The 18,968-nt window shown below is 68.6% G+C and carries 20 protein-coding genes; 17 read left to right on the forward strand and 3 right to left on the reverse strand.

All coding sequences use genetic code 11. The features are described 5' to 3' along the window. The 9 genes from V5D55_RS08320 (at position 1) to V5D55_RS08360 (ending at position 7,905) form a co-directional block, all read left to right on the forward strand. Positions 1–1,305 carry an ABC transporter substrate-binding protein gene (locus V5D55_RS08320; protein WP_435748931.1) on the forward strand — a complete coding sequence of 435 codons (1,305 nt, stop codon included), beginning with the start codon at positions 1–3 and terminating at the stop codon, positions 1,303–1,305. Continuing rightward, positions 1,305–2,246, forward strand: coding sequence for a carbohydrate ABC transporter permease (locus V5D55_RS08325; RefSeq protein ID WP_435748932.1), 942 nt, complete (start codon positions 1,305–1,307; stop codon positions 2,244–2,246). The genes V5D55_RS08320 and V5D55_RS08325 overlap by 1 nt, the downstream gene beginning before the upstream one ends. Positions 2,247–2,255: 9 nt before the next feature. Beyond that, entirely contained in the window at positions 2,256–3,167 is a 912-nt protein-coding gene (locus V5D55_RS08330) for a carbohydrate ABC transporter permease (protein ID WP_435748933.1), read from the forward strand. After that, a complete protein-coding gene (locus V5D55_RS08335; protein WP_435748934.1) occupies positions 3,164–4,171 on the forward strand; it encodes a D-2-hydroxyacid dehydrogenase in 1,008 nt (335 codons plus the stop codon). The genes V5D55_RS08330 and V5D55_RS08335 overlap by 4 nt, the downstream gene beginning before the upstream one ends. Continuing rightward, positions 4,155–4,934 (forward strand): DeoR/GlpR family DNA-binding transcription regulator, encoded by a 780-nt coding sequence (locus tag V5D55_RS08340; RefSeq protein ID WP_435748935.1) that lies wholly within the window; start codon positions 4,155–4,157, stop codon positions 4,932–4,934. The genes V5D55_RS08335 and V5D55_RS08340 overlap by 17 nt, the downstream gene beginning before the upstream one ends. Next, complete coding sequence (locus V5D55_RS08345) at positions 4,928–5,764, forward strand: class II fructose-bisphosphate aldolase (protein WP_435748936.1); 837 nt, start codon at positions 4,928–4,930, stop codon at positions 5,762–5,764. Before V5D55_RS08340 ends, V5D55_RS08345 begins: the two co-directional genes overlap by 7 nt. Before the next feature lie 15 nt (positions 5,765–5,779). Continuing rightward, a complete protein-coding gene (locus V5D55_RS08350; protein ID WP_435748937.1) occupies positions 5,780–6,160 on the forward strand; it encodes a hypothetical protein in 381 nt (126 codons plus the stop codon). After that, entirely contained in the window at positions 6,157–6,837 is a 681-nt protein-coding gene (locus V5D55_RS08355; RefSeq protein ID WP_435748938.1) for a polysaccharide deacetylase family protein, read from the forward strand. Before V5D55_RS08350 ends, V5D55_RS08355 begins: the two co-directional genes overlap by 4 nt. 207 nt (positions 6,838–7,044) lie before the next feature. Continuing rightward, positions 7,045–7,905 carry a DUF559 domain-containing protein gene (locus tag V5D55_RS08360; protein WP_435748939.1) on the forward strand — a complete coding sequence of 287 codons (861 nt, stop codon included), beginning with the start codon at positions 7,045–7,047 and terminating at the stop codon, positions 7,903–7,905. A 115-nt stretch (positions 7,906–8,020) separates the two neighbouring features. On the opposite strand, the gene V5D55_RS08365 is transcribed toward V5D55_RS08360, so the two are convergent. Next, entirely contained in the window at positions 8,021–8,701 is a 681-nt protein-coding gene (locus V5D55_RS08365; protein ID WP_435748940.1) for a hypothetical protein, read from the reverse strand. 68 nt (positions 8,702–8,769) lie between these two features. Here V5D55_RS08365 and V5D55_RS08370 point away from each other — a divergent pair, with 68 nt between their 5' ends. From V5D55_RS08370 to V5D55_RS08390, 5 genes are read left to right on the forward strand one after another with little or no spacing between them, the layout of a single operon-like run. Further along, positions 8,770–9,609: a fumarylacetoacetate hydrolase family protein gene (locus tag V5D55_RS08370; RefSeq protein ID WP_435748941.1), complete on the forward strand. Its 840-nt coding sequence runs from the start codon at positions 8,770–8,772 to the stop codon at positions 9,607–9,609. A 29-nt stretch (positions 9,610–9,638) separates the two neighbouring features. Then, positions 9,639–11,009 (forward strand): hypothetical protein, encoded by a 1,371-nt coding sequence (locus V5D55_RS08375; protein WP_435748942.1) that lies wholly within the window; start codon positions 9,639–9,641, stop codon positions 11,007–11,009. Further along, positions 11,006–12,814, forward strand: coding sequence for an IlvD/Edd family dehydratase (locus V5D55_RS08380; RefSeq protein ID WP_435748943.1), 1,809 nt, complete (start codon positions 11,006–11,008; stop codon positions 12,812–12,814). Before V5D55_RS08375 ends, V5D55_RS08380 begins: the two co-directional genes overlap by 4 nt. Positions 12,815–12,824: 10 nt before the next feature. After that, entirely contained in the window at positions 12,825–13,298 is a 474-nt protein-coding gene (locus tag V5D55_RS08385) for a hypothetical protein (RefSeq protein ID WP_435748944.1), read from the forward strand. After that, positions 13,280–14,164 (forward strand): 1-phosphofructokinase family hexose kinase, encoded by an 885-nt coding sequence (locus tag V5D55_RS08390; RefSeq protein WP_435748945.1) that lies wholly within the window; start codon positions 13,280–13,282, stop codon positions 14,162–14,164. Before V5D55_RS08385 ends, V5D55_RS08390 begins: the two co-directional genes overlap by 19 nt. 113 nt (positions 14,165–14,277) lie before the next feature. Here the strand turns inward: V5D55_RS08390 and V5D55_RS08395 are convergent, their stop codons facing one another. Continuing rightward, the gene (locus tag V5D55_RS08395) at positions 14,278–15,492 is read right to left on the reverse strand and encodes an amidohydrolase (protein ID WP_435748946.1); all 1,215 of its coding nucleotides are present in this window, start codon (positions 15,490–15,492) and stop codon (positions 14,278–14,280) included. Positions 15,493–15,579: 87 nt separating this feature from the next. Between V5D55_RS08395 and V5D55_RS08400 the strand changes: the two genes are divergently transcribed. Together V5D55_RS08400 and V5D55_RS08405 are read left to right on the forward strand one after the other, a co-directional pair. Next, on the forward strand, positions 15,580–15,909 hold the full coding sequence (locus tag V5D55_RS08400; protein WP_341946572.1) for an ArsR/SmtB family transcription factor: 330 nt from the start codon (positions 15,580–15,582) through the stop codon (positions 15,907–15,909). Then, positions 15,899–16,378 carry an SRPBCC family protein gene (locus V5D55_RS08405; protein WP_435748947.1) on the forward strand — a complete coding sequence of 160 codons (480 nt, stop codon included), beginning with the start codon at positions 15,899–15,901 and terminating at the stop codon, positions 16,376–16,378. Before V5D55_RS08400 ends, V5D55_RS08405 begins: the two co-directional genes overlap by 11 nt. A gap of 58 nt (positions 16,379–16,436) precedes the next feature. On the opposite strand, the gene V5D55_RS08410 is transcribed toward V5D55_RS08405, so the two are convergent. After that, the gene (locus V5D55_RS08410) at positions 16,437–17,078 is read right to left on the reverse strand and encodes a TetR/AcrR family transcriptional regulator (RefSeq protein ID WP_435748948.1); all 642 of its coding nucleotides are present in this window, start codon (positions 17,076–17,078) and stop codon (positions 16,437–16,439) included. Between the two features lie 129 nt (positions 17,079–17,207). On the opposite strand from V5D55_RS08410, the gene V5D55_RS08415 reads away from it, so the two are divergent. Further along, positions 17,208–18,878 carry an ABC transporter substrate-binding protein gene (locus V5D55_RS08415; RefSeq protein WP_435748949.1) on the forward strand — a complete coding sequence of 557 codons (1,671 nt, stop codon included), beginning with the start codon at positions 17,208–17,210 and terminating at the stop codon, positions 18,876–18,878. Positions 18,879–18,968: the final 90 nt, after the last annotated feature.

Below are 18,968 nucleotides of genomic sequence, written 5' to 3' on the forward strand. Positions count from 1 at the left end.
GTGGGAATCAGAGACAAGCGCCTCATCGGCATCGTCGGGCTCGGCGCCGCCAGCGCACTGGTGCTCTCGGGTTGCGCCGGCTTCGGGGGAGGCGGCGGCGGTAACGACGAGGGTGGCGAAAAGACCCTCACCTTCACCACCTGGGGCAGCGAGGCGGAGGAGAACACCTTCAAGGACCTCATCGCGCAGTTCGAGGCCGACAACGACGGCGTCGACATCAAGCTCAACGTGGTGCCCTACGACCAGATGTTCTCGAACATCGACGCGCAGCTCTCCTCGGGCAAGGCTCCCGACCTGTTCCGCGTCGACTACGGCAACCTGGGCGTCTACTCCAGCCAGGACCAGCTCCTCGACCTGAGCGAGTACTTCTCCGACGACGAGGTCGCCGCGTTCACCCCGGCGATGTGGGAGGCGGTCTCCTTCGACGGTGCACCCTACGGCGTTCCGCACCAGACCGACGTGTCGGCGCTGCTCGTCAACACGAAGATGCTGACGGATGCCGGCATCGACCCCGCGACGCTCCCCACCACGCAGGACGATGCGTGGAGCTGGGACGAGTTCGCCGACGTGGCCACGCAGCTGCGCGCGGAACTCCCCGCCGACAAGTACCCCTTCGCCTACAACTGGCAGCTCGGCGGCGCGCCCCGCTGGTTGAGCTGGCTGTTCGAGGCGAACGGCACCTTCCTCGACGGCACCGAGGCGACCATCGACTCTCCCGAGGGGGAGAAGGCGCTCGACTTCACCAAGAGCTTCTTCGAGAACAAGTGGGTTCCGCCGACGAGCTCGACCAAGGGCACGGTCTACGCCGACAACCTCTTCACCGAGGGCACGGTGGCGATGGCCTTCGCCGGTTCGTTCCTCGTGCCCGACATCGACTCGCTCGCGAAGTTCGACTGGACCGCCATCCCGATGCCGAAGGACGAGCGCGGCGCGACCGACCTCGGTGGCAACGCGCTGGTGGCCACCAAGGGCACGAAGAACCCGGAGCTCGCGGCCGAGTTCCTGAAGTTCATGGTGTCGGCTGACGCGATGAGCGAGTTCTGCGCCAACACCAACGAGCTGCCGACCCGCCTCGACCTCGAGGGTGACGCCGTCGAGTTCAAGGTCCGTCCCGACGTCATGCCGGTCTTCGTCGACCAGGCGGGCACCATCGAACCGACCGACGTGAAGCAGCTGACGTCGCCCGCGATGGCCGCGATCAACACCGCACTTCAGGACCAGCTCGAGGCTGCCTTCATCGGTGGGCAGTCCACTGCAGACACGCTGACGAACCTGACGGCCGCCATCGAGGAAGCCGCGAAGTAATGACCTCCTTGTCCACCCGCGGCCGGGGCAGCGCTGTCGCGTCGCCCCGGCCGCGGGCGGGGCAGCGGACGGCCCGGCTGCGCGAGTCCCTCGTCGGCTGGGGCTTCGCCGCTCCGAACCTCGTTCTCATGTCGCTGTTCCTGTTCGTCCCGATCATCTGGGCGGCGCTCCTCTCCTTCCAGGAGACGAAGGGCTTCGGCGACCCGGAGTGGGTGGGGCTGGAGAACTACGCGAGGCTGGTGACCGATCCGGTCTTCTGGCAGAGCCTGGGACAGACGGTGCTCTTCACCCTGGTGACAGTGCCGATCGAATTGTTGGGCGGCCTGGGCCTCGCGGTCCTGCTGAACTCGGTGCTCCCGGCACGCGGCCTGTTCCGCACGATGATCGTGCTCCCGATGGTCATCTCGGGGGTGGCCTCGGGAATGATCGCGGTGATCATGTTCTACGAGTCCAACGGTCTCGTGAACAAGATCCTCCAGGCCATCGGCCTGCCGTCGGTCGGCTGGCAGTCCGAGGGCGCACCGGCCATGATCTCGGTGATCATCGCGGCGATCTGGCTCCGGCTCGGCTTCAACATGATCATCTACCTCGCCGGTCTCCAGTCGATCTCGCCGGAACTCTACGAGGCGGCCCGTATCGACGGAGCCAGTCGGTGGCAGCAGTTCCGGTCGGTCACGGTTCCGCTCGTCGGCCCGTCCACCTTCTTCCTGCTGATCATGAACGTGATCGCATCGTTCCAGGTGTTCGACCTCATCTTCGTGATGACCGGCGGTGGACCGGGCAATTCCACCTCGGTGCTCGTGACCTACGCATATCGCAACGGCTTCCAGATCCGGGAGCAGGGATACGGCGCCGCGATCGGCATCGTCATCCTGATCATCACCCTCATCTTCACGTTCATCCAGTGGAAGACGAGTCGCACGCGAGACCTGGCGGAGTAGGGGCGCATCATGGCGGAAACCACCACAGTCGTCCAGATCGCGGATGCCGCGATCCTCGGCCCACGCGGCGCCCTGCGGGTGCAGCGGCGTCGGCGTCGGCACAACAGCGGGCGCAAGGGCATCGTCTGGCGCACGCTGATCGCGACGGTCGTGTCGCTCGCGGTCATCTTCCCGCTGTACTGGATGCTGGTCGTCGCGTTCTCGCCCCGTGGCGAGGTCTTCGAGCCCGGACTGCGCCTCTGGCCGAGCACCCTCACGCTCGAGAACTTCGCCAAGGTCTTCGATCGGGTCCCGGTCGTCGACTGGCTCGGCAACTCGATCGTGATCGGCGCGATCGTCACGGCGCTCACCGTGTTCGTGAACCTCCTCGCCGGCTACGCCTTCGCCCGCCTCCGCTTCGGTGGCCGCAATGCCGTGTTCATCCTGGCTCTCGCGACCATGATGATCCCGGTGCAGGCCATCATGGTCGCGCAGTTCAAGCTGGTGTCGGGCCTGGGCATCTTCGGCACCTACTGGGGCGTGATCCTGCCGGGTGCCGCCGCGGCCTTCGGCATCTTCCTGGCCCGGCAGTTCTTCATCGGCATCCCGGACGAGATCATCGAGGCCGCGCGCATCGACGGAGCCGGGCACCTGCGGATCTTCCTGCAGGTCGTGCTCCCGCTCTGCAAGCCGCTGATCGCCGTGCTCACCCTGCTCACTCTCATGGGAAGCTGGAACGACTTCGCGTGGCCGCTGATCGCGCTCAACGACAATCAGCTGTTCACCCTCCCGATCGGACTGCTCTATCTCAAGAACCAGACGTCACCCGACTACAACGCGATCATGGCGCTCGCGCTGATCTCGGTGCTGCCGATGGTGCTGCTGTTCATCTTCTTCCAGCGCTACTTCGTGCAGGGCTTCGCTCGGAGCGGGATCAAATGACCCTCACGTATCTCTGTTCGCTGCCGCTGCCGGACGCCTGGTTCGCCGAGCTGCGGACACGGATGCCGGATGTCGCCGTGCACCGGATGACCCCGGGTGAGCCGCCGAGTGCCGAGGTGCTCGCCGCGGTCGATCTGCTGCACACGAGCGAATGGCTGCCGGCATCCGTCGATGTCCCCGCGCTGCGACTCGTGCAGCTCGACACGTCGGGCGTCGACCACGTGCGGGGAACGTCGCTGTGGGAGAGCGGCGTGCCCATCGCGACCCTCGGCGGCATCGCACCGGTGCCCATGGCCGAGTATGCGCTCATGTCGATCCTGGAGCTCGCCCACCGGATGCCGCTCATCGCGCGTCATCGCGAAGACCGCACCTGGCCGTCGAACGCGGAACGGCTCGCTTCGCTCACCCCGCGCCAACTGTCCGGCGCGACGGTCGGCATCGTCGGATACGGGCGGATCGGCCGCGAGATCTCGCGCCTCGCCACGACCTTCGGGATGCGGGTGCTCGGGGTCAGTCGTTCGGGCGCGCGGGTCGCGGCATCCGAGAAATTCGACACGGGACGTCAGGCGATCGACGACGACCCGGCCGAGCTGTTCCCGATCGACCGCCTCGACGAGGTGCTGCAGCGCAGCGACTTCCTCGTCGTCGTCGTGCCGCTCACCGAGCTCACGCGAGGGTTGATCGGCGCGGACCAGCTCGACCTGCTCCCCGCGGGCGCGTTCGTCGTGAACATCGCCCGTGGTGGAATCGTCGACGAGGGTGCGCTCCTGGAGCGCCTGCGTGACGGGCGGCTGGGCGGTGTCGCCCTCGACGTCTTCGACGAGGAGCCTCTCGGTGCGGGCTCGGTGTGGTGGACTGAACCTGGCGCGCTGATCACGCCGCATGTCGCGGGACTTGCCCCGCAGTATCATGCACAGACACTCGACCTCGTCGTCGAGAACCTGACCCGACTGGCCGCGAACCGGCCCTTGCTGAATGAGGTGGACCGTGCAGCCGGTTACTGAGCCCCTGATCGGGCCGAAGCGTCAGCGCGAGCTGCTCAACTACATCCGGACGTACGGTGCGGGTTCCGTCAGCGAGATGGCCAAACTCCTCGGGGTGAGCGCCTCGACCGTGCGGCGCGACCTGAACGAGCTGCAGGACAAGAAGCTCGTCGAGCGCGTGCACGGGGGCGCGGCGCAGGTCGACGACGACGTGGAGCCGCTCCGCCCGCAGCGCGAGGTCGCCTTCGCCGAGGAGAAGCAGCGGATCGGTCGCGCGGCCGCCGCGTACATCACGCCCAACTCGACCGTGCTCATCACCGGCGGCACCACGACCGAGGCGATGCTGCCGTTCCTCGGCGGCATCCCGGGTCTGACCGTGCTCACCAACAGCCTCAGCGTGGTCAGTCGGCTGTCGCAGTTCCCCGACATCGACATCATCGTGCTCGGCGGAGTGCTGCGCCGCAGCGAGATGAGCCTGCTCGGACACCTCACGATCGCGGGCCTCGACGAGTTCGGCATCGACCGGGTCTTCACCGGCGCCTTCGGGGTCGACCCCGAGATGGGCGTCACCGGCACGAACCTCTCCGAGACGCAGACCGACCGCTCGCTGGCGTCGTCGGCGCGCGAGCTGATCGTGCTCGCCGACCACTCCAAGCTCGCCCGGCGCGGACCCGCGCGGCTGGTCCCGACCGACGGCATCTCGCGGCTGATCGTGGACGACGGAGCGGATGCTGTGCTGCTGGAGCGCATGCGCGAGGCGGGGGTGACTGTCGAGACATGCTGATCCCGCCGACCCTGGCGGCGGTGGGGCTGGGCGGGAGCCTGCCCTCGATCGCCGCATTCAATGTCATCACCCTCGAATACGCCGAGGGAATCGTCGCCGGCGCGGAGCGTGCGGGGCTGCCCGTGCTGCTCTCCGTGAGCCACAACGCCGTGCGATTCCGCGGCGATTTCGCGCCGCTCGCCGCGGCCTGCCGGGCGCTCGCCGACGTGGCATCCGTACCTGTCTTCCTGCATCTGGATCACTGCGAATCCGAAGAGCTTGTCATGGAGGCCGCTGGCCTCGGCTTCACCTCGGCGATGTTCGACGCGTCGACGCTGTCCTATGACGACAATGTCGCCGCGACGGCGCGCGTGGCCGCTCGCGGGCAGGAGCGCGGGCTGTGGATCGAGGCGGAGCTCGGCGAGATCGGCGGCAAGGACGGCGCTCATGCGCCTGGCGTGCGCACCGACCCGGACGAGGCGGCCGCGTTCGTCGCCGCGACCGGGGTCGACGCTCTCGCCGTCGCCGTCGGTTCCTCGCACGCGATGACCAGTCAGACCGCTGCACTCGACATCGACCTGATCGCGCGGCTCGCTGACGCCGTCCCCGTGCCGCTGGTGCTGCACGGATCATCGGGTGTCGACGAGCACGGCATCCGCGCTGCTGTGGCGGCCGGCATCCGCAAGGTCAACGTCGGCACCCAGCTCTCCGCCGCCTACTCGAACGCGCTGCGTGCAGAGCTCGGCGACCGCGTCGATCCGCGCCGTGCGCTGACCGCCGCGCGCGATGCCATCGCGACCGATGTCGCACACCTGCTCGGCGTGATCTCACGTCCTGCTGTGACTCACTGATCCGGAGAGGAAATCATGTCTGCAACCGTCCAAGGGTCGTCGTCGCACGATGGAGAACCCAGCGCCGCAGCGCTGCTCGAAGCCGGTGACATCGTCGGCCTCATGCGCGCGTGCCATGACCGCCGTCTCGAGCGTGAGGGGATCCCGATGGTGCTCGGTCTCGCCGACGAGCGCGGGGCGATACCCGCCGCCGTGTCGGAGTCGCAGCGCGCCGAGGGCACCGCATTCCTCGCCGTGCTCGACCGCTACCGCGAGGCCCTCGTGCCGTTCGCACGCGTCGACGACGAAGGCGCCGTCATCACCGCGATGCAGGTGCTCGCGTACACCCACTTCGCGCCGGGAGCGGCACCGATCGTCGATGCTCCGGCATCCGCCACGGAAGGAACGAACTCATGACCAAGCCCTCCTTCGGCGTGCAGCGCGAGCAGCTCGCGAACGGCCACTTCATCCGCGTGGTCAACTACCACTCGACTCCGCGCGGTGCGCGCGACGAACTCGAGAAGGAGCTCGCCGGATTCGCCCGCGACTACGCTCCGGTCACGCTCGACGACCTCGACCGGCTGTTCGAGACGGGCACCTGGCACAAGGACAAGCCGGGGCTCATCCCGGTGTTCTACGAGGGGTACCGCAACTCCATCTCGGTCGCGGCTCCGCTCTGCGACCAGCTCGGGTTGACGGGCTGGTTCCCGATCGCGACGTCGTTCGTCGACTGCGACCCGGAGCACCAGGAGGCCTTCGCCCGCGCGCACTGGATCTCGCTCGTCGAGGAGGACACCAAGGGCGGGCGCATCGCGATGAGCTGGGACGAGGTCGCCGAGGTCTCGCAGCGGCACGTCGTCTTCCCGCACACCGCGCACCACGAGGGGTTCGACACGACGCTGTCGGACGAGGACATCCGCCGCGAGGTCGTCGAGTCGAAGGCGCAGCTCGAAGCCGTGACCGGTCAGGAGGCTCCAGCCTTCGTCTGGCTGCATGGATCCTCGTACGGGCAGAGCCCCCGACACGACCAGGCGGTCAAAGACGCGGGCTACCGCTACCAGTTCGCGAACACGATGATCCACCGCGTGAACTGAGCCCGTCCGGCATCCGGCGCCCGGCGCCAACTTCGCAGAACGACACGAACTTCGCAGGGTCTCGGGAGGATCCCTGCGAAGTTCACGTCGTTCTGCGAGATCTCGTCTTCGCGCAGTCCTCCTGCACACGTGCGAGTTCGCCGAGGTTTCCCACGAGGTGCGGATGCTGCGCCGCGAGCACCCGTGAATTGCTGCCACTCTCGCGGGATGTCCTCACGCCAGATCGAGAAGCCGAGCATCGTCGCGATGGTCCGGGCCGCAGGAGGCGTCGCCAGAGTGCGCGACCTCGTCGATCGCGGTTACCGCCGCGCCGCGCTCACCCGGGCGATCAGCAGCGGGAGGCTCATCCGTGTCCGCAACGGCTGGGTCGCCCTGCCGGACGCCGATCCGAACCTCGTCACCGCGGCCCGCCACGGGGTCGTGCTGTCCTGCCTCACGCAGGCCCGTCGTCTGGGGCTCTGGGTGCATGAGCAGCATCCCGGTCTGCATGTCGCCGCCGCACCGGGCAGCGCCGAGGGCAAGCCCTCGAATATCCGCGTTCACTGGGCCACTCCACCGATCCCGCGCGCGCCCGGCATGCTGACGGACCCGATCGAGAATGTGCTCGCCATCGTCGCGGAGTGCGAGCCGTTCGAGCAGGCGCTCGCGACCTGGGAGTCTGCGCTCAACAGGGGGCTGGTACAGCGGGAAGCGCTGCAGGCGCTGCCTCTGCGCGCGAATGCGCGGCGGGTGCTCGAAGAGGCGACGCCATTCGCCGACGCGGGACTCGAGACGTACCTCCGTGTGCGGCTCCGATGGTTGCGGCTGCCGCTCCGCTTTCAGATCTGGATCGCCGGTCACCGCGTCGACGCCCTCCTCGGCGACCGCCTGGCGTTGCAGATCGACGGTGGGCACCATGTCGGTGCCCAGCGCTCGGAAGACATCCGGCACGATGCGGCGCTGAAGCTCATGGGCTATCACGTGATCCGTGTCAGCTACACCCAGATGATGGACGAGTGGCCGATGGTGCAAGACCTGATCATGCGGGCTGTGGCGCAGGGGCTGCACAAGGCGCGCCGCCGGGCGTGAGCCCGAGCACCTCGCCAGAACTTCGCAGAACGACGGAAACTTCGCAGCGCCCGAGCCAGATCCCTGCGAAGTTCGCGTCGTTCTGCGAGATCCGTGGCGCGGTGGGCGTGGAGAGTCAGTCAGGGATCCCGAGGTGCCGGATGCCGCCGTCGCGGTCGCGCCAGGTGAGCTCGGTCGTGCCGCCGTCGCGGGTCGAGCGGGCCGCGCGGGCAGTGCCCTCGACAACATCGCGGATGCCATGGGCACGCAGCATCTCGTCCGCGCTCGGGTCGTCCACGTCGGGCGTCCCGTCGACCGCCTCCCAGATCCGGTCGGGGTAGCGCTCCCCTCCGGAGGTGAGGATCGCGGTCGTCCCGTCGACCCGCTCGATGTCGGCGGTGAGGATGCCGTCGCGGTGCACGAGGCGGAATCGGCGGACGGATGCTGCGGCGTGCACTGCCCGGCACTGGAACCCTGGGCCGGGCGACCAGTACCAGCTCTCCAAGACGCCGACATCCGTGAGGGCGAGCACCTCGAGGTGGTCGGGCCCGAGCGTCGACTGCACGATCTGCGCATCGCGGTAGCGGGCTCCGGAGGCGAAGGCGAGGCCCCCGCTCCACTGACCGGGCGGCACCTCGGGAGTCTCGAGCGGGACGTCTGGTGCGTCGGCGTTGAACCAGAAGACCCAGAGCCCGTCGGTCGCATCGCAGGCGACGAGTTCGAGGTTTCCGCGGGTGCCGTACACGCCCTGGGCCAGGGATACCCGGCCGGCGATGGGCCGATCCGCACCCACTGTCCTGATGTTCTCTGAAAGCATTTGCTTATTCTTGCTCATTTGTGGGTGTTTGTGACAGCATTACTTCCACGACCTTTCGAAGGAGAAGCATGAGAATCGCTCGAGTCCTCATCGACGGCACGCCCCGCATCGTGATCACGGACGCCGGAATCTCCCGGATCGCCCCGGAATCGCATGCGGACGACGCGCTCGCCGCACTGGCCTCCGGGCGATCCGGTGCCTCTGCCGATTGGGCCGAGGTCGACCTCGCAGACCTCGAACTCCTCGCCCCCGTCGCCGGAGCGGGCAAGATCATCGCGGTCGGGCTGAACTACGTCGACCACACCGCCGAGACGGGCTTCACCCAGCCGGAGCGCCCGCTCACCTTCGCGAAATACGCGACCTCGATCACCGGTCCCACGGCAGACGTCGTGGTGCCGGACCACCTCACGCAGGGCGTCGATTTCGAGTCGGAGCTCGCGCTCCTCATCGGGCGTCGCGGCGGCGGAGAGACGCCGGCCACCCTCGACGACGTCGCGGCGTACACGGTCGCCAACGACGTCTCAGCCCGCGACGTGCAGTTCGGCGATGTGCAGTGGACCCGCGGCAAGTCCTTCGACACGTTCACGCCGCTCGGTCCGGAGCTGGTCACGCCCGATGAGTTCGGCGACCCGGCCGGGCACCGCATCTACGCCGAGGTCGACGGCGAGCTGCTGCAGGAAGACGACACGGCCGAGATGATCTTCGACGTGCCCACCATCCTCGCCTTCGTCAGCGACGGCGTCACACTCGAGCCCGGCGACCTCATCCTCACCGGCACTCCCGCGGGCGCCGGCGCCTTCCGCACCCCGCCGCGCTACCTCCAGCACGGCGAGGTCGTCACCGCCGGCGTCGAGGGCATCGGCGAGCTGCGCAACCGCTTCGTCCACCGCTCCCGCCTCTCGGCCTGAGCCGCCCGCCCCGTGATCGGAACTCAACGATGAACACCACCGACCGCCGCGTCCTCGTCCTCATCGGCGCCGGATCCGCCGTCTTCACCCGGGGGCTGCTCGCCGACCTCATCAGCGCCGACGACCTCGGGGCGTGGGAGATCCGGCTCGTCGACGTCGACCCTGTCGCGCTCGGGATCGCCGCCGACCTCGCCGAGGCCATGGTGGCGGCGCGCGGCGTCGAGGACAGCATCCGGATCGTGCGCTCGACCGAGCGACGTGACGTGCTGCCGTGGGCCGACTTCATCGTCACCTGCGTGGGTGTCGGTGGCCGGCCCGCGTGGCAGCTCGATCACGAGATCGTGCAGAGGCACGGCATCTACCAGCCGGTCGGCGACTCGATCATGCCCGGAGGCATATCGCGGCTGCTGCGCACGACCCCGGTCCTGGTCGACATCGCGCACGACATCGCCGAGCTCGCGCCCGACGCGTTCTTCTTCAACTACTCCAACCCGATGACGGCCAATGTGCAGGCCATCCATCAGGAGACCGGCCTCGACGTCGTCGGTCTCTGCCACGGCATGCATCACATCCAGCGGGAGCTCGCCCAGCTCATCGACGCCCCCTTCGACGAGACCTCGACGCTGTACGCGGGCATCAACCACCTGACCTTCATCTACGACTTCCGCTGGAAGGGCCAGGACGCGTGGCCGCTGATCCGCGAGCGCGTTCGCGCAGAGCTCGCTGAGGCACCGGACCCCGCCGATATCGGCAACATCTTCTATGAGAAGCCGACGGCCTGGCACAACCCGTTCGCCTGGGAACTGTTCGAGCGGTACGGCGCCTTCGCCGCAGCGGGCGACCGGCACGTCGTGGAGTTCTTCCCCGAGCGCTTCCAGAGCGGCGACTACTACGGCAAGAAGCTCGGCATCGACGCGTTCAGCCTCCCGGAGATCCTGGAGTGGGGCGAGAACCGTTACCAGGGCATGAAGCGCCAGGCGCTCGGCGAGGAGCCGCTCGACCAGTCGATCTTCGAGCGCTCCGGCGGCGAGCAGGAGCAGCTGATCGCGATCATCCGCTCGATCACCTTCGACTCCCGCGAGATGTTCAGCTGCAATGTCGTGAACAACGGTGCGGTGCCCGGCGTTCCCGACTGGTCGGCCGTCGAGATCCCCGGTGTGGCCACGGCCCGCGGCATCCGCCCGGTCTCCGTCCCTGATCTCGGCAAGCCGCTCACGGCGATCCTCGCCCGCCGGCTGACCTCGGTCGATCTCGCGGTCGAGGCCGCGCTCACCGGAAACCGCGACCTGGTCGTCGAGGCCATGATCGCCGACGGTGCGATCTTCGACGCCGACCGTGCCGCCGCCCTCACCGAGGACCTGATCGCCGCGCAGGCGCAGCACCTCCCGAGGTTCGCATGAGCGCCGAGAACATCGGTTCGACGCACGAGCCGCGCATTCCGCACCAGCCGTTCGAGCGGTTCGCTCCGCAGGGCGAGCACGAGTGGGGCGTGGGCCTCCGCAGCCAGCAGTGGTTCGGGGCCGAGGGCAAGACCGGGTTCATGCACCGGTCATGGCTGCGCAGTGAGGGCCTGCCGGACGACTCCTTCCGCGGGCGGCCGATCATCGGCATCGCGAACTCGTGGAGTGAGCTGACCAGCTGCAACATCCATCTGCGCGCGCTCGCCGAGCACGTCAAGCGCGGCATCTGGCAGGCCGGGGGCGTGCCGTTCGAGTTCCCCACGACCTCTGCCGGTGAGCCGATCGTGCGTCCGACCGCGATGCTGCTGCGCAACCTCATGGCGATGGACCTCGAGGAGACGCTCCGCTCCAACCCGCTCGACGGCGTCGTGCTGCTGGCCGGATGCGACAAGACCACTCCCGCGTACCTGATGGGCGCAGCATCCGTCGATCTTCCCGCGCTGCTCATCACCGGCGGGCCGATGCTGAACGGCAAGCACCGGGGGACCGACATCGGATCCGGCACCTCGGTGTGGAAGTTCACCGAGGCATATCGCGCCGGGCTCATCGACGACACCGCGATCACCGAGGCTGAGGGCTGCATGGCCCGCAGCCAGGGGCACTGCCAGACCATGGGCACCGCATCAACGCTCGCCTGCATCTCGGAGTACATGGGCATGCAGCTGCCGGGCACGGCATCCCTCCCGGCCAACGACTCCCGCCGGGCGACCGCCGCGCACCTCGCCGGTCGCCGCATCGTCGAGATGGTCGCCGAAGACCTGCGTCCCTCCAAGATCCTGACCCGCAAGGCGTTCGAGAACGGCGTGCGCGCGAATGCAGCGCTCGGTGGTTCGACGAACGCCGTCATCCACCTGCTCGCCCTCGCTCGTCGGGTCGGCGTCGAGCTGACCATCGACGACTTCGACACGCTTGTCCGTGACATCCCGGTGCTGGCCGACCTGATGCCGAGCGGCCGGTTCCTCATGGAGGACTTCGAGTACGCGGGCGGCACCGCCGGCTTCGCCGAGACCCTCGGCGACCTGCTGCACCGCGACACGCTCACGGTCACCGGTGCGACGCTCGGCGAGAACTACGCCGGTGCCGAGGTCTTCAACCGCGAGGTCATCCGTCCGCTCGACAATCTCGTGAAGCCCGTGGGCTCCGGCATCGCGGTGCTGAAGGGCAACCTCGCCCCGCGCGGCGCGGTGATCAAGCAGTCGGCGGCCGCCTCCGAGCTCATGCAGCACACCGGGCGAGCGCTGGTGTGGGACTCGCTGCAGGCGTATCTCGCCGACGCTGAGGACCCGGATCTCGACGTGACGCCCGACGACATCCTCGTCGTGCGCAACGTCGGCCCGAAGGGCTACCCCGGGATGCCGGAGGTCGGCAACCTCGCGCTGCCGCGGAAGATCCTCGAAGCGGGCGTAACCGACATGGTACGGATCTCGGATGCGCGCATGAGCGGCACGTCGTACGGAACGGTCGTGCTGCACGTGGTGCCCGAGGCCGCCGCCGGCGGTCCGCTCGCGCTCATCCGCACCGGCGACACCGTGACGCTCGACGTCGCCGGCCGTTCGCTGCACATGCACGTCGAGGACGACGAGCTCGAACGACGGCGGGCCGAGTGGGCAGCGCCGGTCGTGCCGAACAGCGAGCGCGGATGGACGCGCCTCTACATCGAGCACGTCACGCAGGCCGACGAAGGCTGCGACCTCGACTTCCTCCAGGGGAAGTCCGGAGCATCCGTCGGTCCGCAGGCGTTCTAGGTTGGAGCGCATGACCTCGATCCTCGTCGTCGGTGCATCCGGGATCCTCGCGCCCGCGGCATCCGCTCTGGTGGAGCGCGGTGCCGAGGTCACCGGGATCAGTCGTCGGCGGCACTCGCCGGCGGGGGTCAACGGGCTGCATGTGGATGCTCACGATCTCCCCGCCCTCGACGCGGCGCTCGGCGCCGCGCGGTGGACGGCGGCGATCGTCTACGAGCCAGCGGTCACGGCCCTCTCCCTTCCGAGGATCCAGGCCGCCATCGACGGGCACGTCGTGCTCGTGAGGACGAGTGCGGCGGCCGATCCCGCGAATGATGACGAGCCCGCGCCGGCGTCGGGCGTCCTTCTGCTGGGCTGGGTCGATGACGGCGCATCGACGAGGTGGCACACGCCGCGGGAGGTGTCGGATGCCGCGCTCGAGGTGCTCGCCGACGGAGAGCCCCGCATCCTCGGGACCGTCCGGCCTTGGGAGCACCGGCCGTGATCTCGATGCTCGCGCTGTCGCCCGCGGTCGACGTGACCCACGAACTGGATGCCCTCATCGCGGGTGGGATCAACCGGCCGACCCGTACGACCAGGGTCGCCGGAGGCAAGGCCCTGAACGCCGCCCGTGTCGCCCGCGCACTGGGCGCGGACCTGCGGGTGACCCTCGCTCTCGGCGGCGCGAACGGGGAGTGGATCCGTCGCCGGCTCGACGGCGACGACCTGCCGACGACCGTGATCGCGCTCGCCGCCGAGACGCGCACCTGCCTGGCGCTCGTCGAGTCCGACGGCGGGGCGTCGAGCACCGATATCTACGAACCTGCGACCGGGCTCGCGCCCGACGAGTGGGCCCGGTTCGCCGACACCGTGCGCACGTCCCGCGCGGCGCGCTGGACCGCGGTCTCGGGCAGCATCCCACCGGGTGTGCCGCCGGCCGAGCTCGCCGCGCTCCTCGCTGAACTGCGCGCTCGGGGTTCGCGCATCGCCGTCGACACGTCGGGACCCGCGCTCGCGCAACTCGCCACGCAGACCGATCTCGTCAAGGTGAACCGCGCGGAGGCCTCCGAACTGCTCGGCCGGGAGATGCCGGACGCGGCGTCGGCCTGCGAGGCCCTGCACCGGCGGTTCGGAGTCGATGCGGTGGTGACCGACGGCGTGCGCGGCGGGACGGCGCTGTTCGACGGCGAGCTCCACCATCTCGCGCCGCCGCGCACCGTCGGACGCTTCCCCGCGGGCAGCGGCGACTCCTTCTTCGGCGGACTCCTGACGGGCCTCGACGGCGGCGCACTCTTCGCGGCCGCCCTCGAGATCGCCCGCGACGCTGCGGAGCGCAACGCCCAGGTGCCCGGGCAGGGCGTGCTGGGATAGCCCGCCCGGCCTCTCCCAGCACGAGTTCTTCCTGACCTGCGGGGACTCCACGATCAGCGGCGATTCCGAGCCGCCGGGGTGCGTTCCCGGGGCGCCGGGGTAGGCGCCGTCTGTCAGCCGAGGAACTCGCGCGCGGCCGCCGACATCGCGGTCACGCCGACCTCGATGGTCGGGTGGATCTCCGGGGCGAAGAACGGCGAGTGGTTGGTCGGGATGTCCTTGTCCAGGCGACCGGCTTCGAGAGCCTCGGCGAAGCGGGCCGGGTCGACGCCGCCGAAGAACCAGAACACCAGCGGCACGCCGGCGTCGCGCGCGAACCACGAGACGTCCTCGCTGCCGGTGAACATGCCGGGGTCGATGACGGATGCTTCGCCGAGTGCGCGCTGGAGGGCGGAGGTCACCCGAGCGGTGGCATCCTCGTCGTTGATCGTGGCGGGCAGGGTGTGCAGCGTGTGGATCTCGGGCTCGCGCTCGGCGCCGGAGGCGAGGGCCTCGGCGCGCACGATGCGCTCCACGCTCGCCATGACCTTCTCGCGTGCCGCCTCGTTCGGGTAGCGGAGGCTGAGTTCGAGCGTCGCCTCGGCCGGGATGATGTTGTTCTTCAGGCCGGCGTGGATCGAGCCGACTGTCACCACCCCGACGCCCTGCGGGTCGATCTCGCGCGAGGCGATCGTCTGCAGGCGCATCACGGTGGCTGCGGCCATCACGATCGGGTCGATGGTGGAGTGCGGGCGGGAGCCGTGGCCGCCGCGACCGTGGAGGATGACGGTGAGCCCGTCGGACGCTGCCATCTGGGTGCCGCTGCGCACGCCGATGACGCCTGCCGGGAGCGGGGTGACGTGCTGGCCGAGCACCACGTCGGGCTTCGGATAGCGATCGAGGATGCCGTCGTCGAGCATCGCCCGCGCGCCTGCGCCGTACTCCTCCGCGGGCTGGATCAGCACCACGAGGGTGCCCGACCAGTCGGCCTTCTCGGCCACGAGCTTCTCGACCGCGCCGATCATCGCGGTGACGTGCATGTCGTGTCCGCACGCGTGCATGACGGGGACGGTGTTGCCCGACGGGTCGACGCCCTTGGCGGTGCTCGCGTAGGCGTGCCCGGTCTGCTCTTCGACCGGCAGCGCGTCCATGTCGGCGCGCACCCAGACGACCGGCCCTTCGCCGTTCTCGAGAACCGCGACGACGCCGGTGACCCCGACGCCCTCTTCGACCTCGAGGCCGAGATCGTGCAGGTGGGCGGCGGCGATGCCGGCGGTGCGTGTCTCCTGGAACGAGAGCTCCGGATGCTGGTGCAGGTCGATGTAGAGCGCTTCGAGGTCGATCGTCATGGCCCGAGCCTATCCCCGGGTCTTGTCGACGCACGTCTCTATTCATATCACTTGACAGTCATATGAATAACGGGTCATACTATCGCGATGACCGATGTCTTCGCCCTTGTCGCCGAACCCTCTCGGCGGCGGATCCTCGACGAACTCTCCGCGACTGACGGATTGCTCGTGGGGGACATCGTCGAGGCGACCGGGCTTTCGCAGTCGAACGTCTCGAAGCATCTGGGTGTCCTCCGGCAGGGAAACCTCGTCTACGGCATCCCGGAAGGCAAGGCCCGTCGGTATCGGATCGAACCGAGCGCGCTCGCGCCGATCGAAGAGTGGCTGGCGCCGTATCGGCGCAAGTGGACCGATGCGATCGAGTCCCTCGCGCGCCACCTGGATGAGACCCCGGAAAGGACTGACCATGGTCACTGAAGCGAGTGTCGACCGCACCGACCCGAGACGGCCGGTGCTGCTCCTCACCCGGCACCTGCCGCATTCGGTCGAGCGCGTCTGGAGATCGCTCATCGATTCGGAGGAGGCGAGTCGCTGGTTCCCCTGTCGAGTGGAGATCGAGCCGCGCGAAGGCGGTGTCATCGCCTTCATCTTCGATGGCGAAGCCCCCGAGATCTCTCGCGTGAGCGAGTTCGATCCCCCACATGCGCTCGCCTACGAATGGTCCGGCGAGCATCTGCGCTGGACGGTGGAGGCCGATGGTGAAGGGTGCATCCTGCGCCTGAGCAACACCATCATCGACCCTGACCCCGACTCCGCGCCGCGGACGGCGGCCGGCTGGGACACGTGTCTCGAGGATCTGCGGGCGATGCTCGACGGCGAGCCGGGCGGGGGACGGTCGGGGGTCGACGAAGCCAAGATCGCCCAGTATCGAGCCGAACTCGCGTAACGTCCGGACCGCGGCCGCGCGTACTCGCCGGGACTGAGGCGTCGAGCGGGCGGCCGCGTCACGCCTCGCGGGCGTACGACCCCAGCTCCGGACCGGGATGCAGCACGCCGTTCACGATCGCGCGGATCGCGAACTCGCTCGCCTCACCGAGCTCGATCGTGCCGGGGTGGAGCAGCCACTGCAGCTGCAGTCCGTCCATCACCGCCAGGATGCTCGCTGCGGCCGCCGCGATGCTCTGCGGATCGTCGACGCCTTCCTGGGCGCACAGCTCGTGGAACGCGGCGGTCACCTCGCGGCGCAGCGTCGTGTACCGCTCCTCGAAGTACTCGCGACCGGGGTGGTCGTCGGTCACGGATTCGGACGACAGCACGGTGTAGGCCTGCACGATGCCGGGGCGCTTCTCGTTGGCGAAGGCCGTGCGCACGAGGTGCAGGAACAGCTCGGGGCCGCCGGGGATGTGCTTCTTCGCGAGCTCGGCGACATCGGCCTGATCGCGGTAGGAGAGCACTTCGAGCAGCAGCTTCTGCTTGGAGCCGAAGTGGTGCAGCACGCCGGCGTGCGTGATCCCTACCTGTTCGGCGACGTCGGCGAGGGTGCCGTTGGTCGACCCCTTGTTGCCGAAGATCTCCACGGCCGCTTTGAGGATCTGTTCGCGCTTGGCGCGGGTCGACGGACGTACGCGCGTCGTCTCTTCGGCCACGCCATCCCCTTTCGTCGCCCTGCACTTGCCATCTTACTTACCAGTGGGTAACCTCACCACTACTTACTTTCTCGCCAGTAAGTGATGTCCCCACACACGCAGCACAATGACCGTGCCCAAGGAGAAGCAATGAAGCTCAGAAAATCCCTGATCGCCGTCGCAGCGATCGCCGCCCTCAGCACCTCGGTCCTCGCCGGGTGCGCAGCCGGCGGCGGCTCCGACGGCGGCGGCGGCTCCGGAGAGTCGCCGGCGCTGACGATCGCCAAGCCCGACGGCGCGATCACCACCGAGTCGAACAACCCCTGGGTCGGCGACTCGTCCGCCAACCGGCTCGGCTACAAGAACGTCATCTTCGAGCCCCTCGCCATGGTCAACGCCGTCGGCGAGAACGAGACGACCCCGTGGCTCGCCGAGAAGGTCGAGTGGAACGACGACTACACCCAGCTCACCGTCACCCCGCGCAAGGGCGTGACCTGGAGCGACGGTGAGGACTTCACCGCCGATGACGTCGTCTTCTCGTTCGAGATGATCCGCGACACCCCGGCCTTCGACACCGGCAACATCCAGCTCACCGACATCGCCAAGGACGGCGACAATGTCGTGCTGACCTTCGGCGAGTCGAAGTTCGTCAAGCAGTCCCAGGTGCTCCACATCCCGATGGTTCCGGCGCACGTCTGGAAGGACATCGCCGACCCGACCACCGAGGTCGCCCCCGACCCCGTCGGCACCGGCCCGTACACGCTCGACAAGTTCAGCAGCCAGTCGGTCACGCTGCAGGCGCGTGACGACTACTGGGGCGGCGACCTCGCCGTGCCCACGCTGTACTACATCTCCTACAACGACAACACCGCGCTCACCACGGCCCTCGCCAACGGCGACGCCGACTGGGCGCAGGCGTTCATTCCCGATGTGCAGGGCGCATTCGTCGACAAGGATGCCGAGCACAACGTCTTCTGGGCTGCGAACACGCTGTCGCCCGACGTGCTGTTCCTCAACCACAAGGAGAAGCCGTTCAACAACCTCGCGTTCCGCCAGGCCGTGAACATGGTCATCGATCGCGCGGCGCACACCGAGATCGCCCGTGAGAAGGCGGGGCCCGAGCTCACCTCGGTCACCGGTCTGCCGACCCCCGTCGGCGAGCAGTACATCGCCGACGAGTACAAGGGCGAAGAGTTCTCGATCGACGTCGACGGCGCTCGCTCGATCCTCGAAGACGCCGGGTACACATGGGACGGCGACGCGCTGATCGACCCCGACGGCGAGCCCGTCTCGTTCACGCTCCAGGTTCCGCAGGGCTGGAACGACTACGTCACCGGCATCAGCCTGATCGCCGACCAGGTCAAGGAGACCCTCGGCGCCGACGCCAAGGTCGACACCCCGGATGCCGACACCTGGTGGGCCAACAAGCGCACCGGTGACTTCGACGCCATCATGCACTGGACCGACGGCGGAACCACGCCGTACGACCTGTACTCCGACACGATGGACGGCCGCTGGCTGCTCACCGGTGCCGAGGTGGACTACAACTTCGGACGCTACGAGAACCCGCGCGCCACCGAGCTCCTGAACACGTACGCCACCTCGGCGAGCGAGGAGGAGCGCACCGCCGCGATCGAAGAGGTGCAGAAGATCTTCGTCGAGGACGTGCCCGTGATCCCGGTCGGCACCCACCCGGTGCTGGGCGAGTACAACACCCGCGGCTACGTGGGGTGGCCGAGCGAGAAGGACCAGTACGCGACCGCTGACCCCGTGCAGGTCACCGTTCCGCTGATCCTCACGAAGCTCAAGCCCGCCGAGTAAGTCGCCTCCCGGTCGTTGAGCGCTCGCGCTCTCGCGGTTCCTGAGCGAGCGAAGCGAGACGAAGGGCGCTCAACGACCGGGGTGCCGTCC

Origin of the sequence: Microbacterium sp. PMB16 (assembly GCF_051294855.1) — a bacterium.
Lineage (GTDB): Bacteria > Actinomycetota > Actinomycetes > Actinomycetales > Microbacteriaceae > Microbacterium.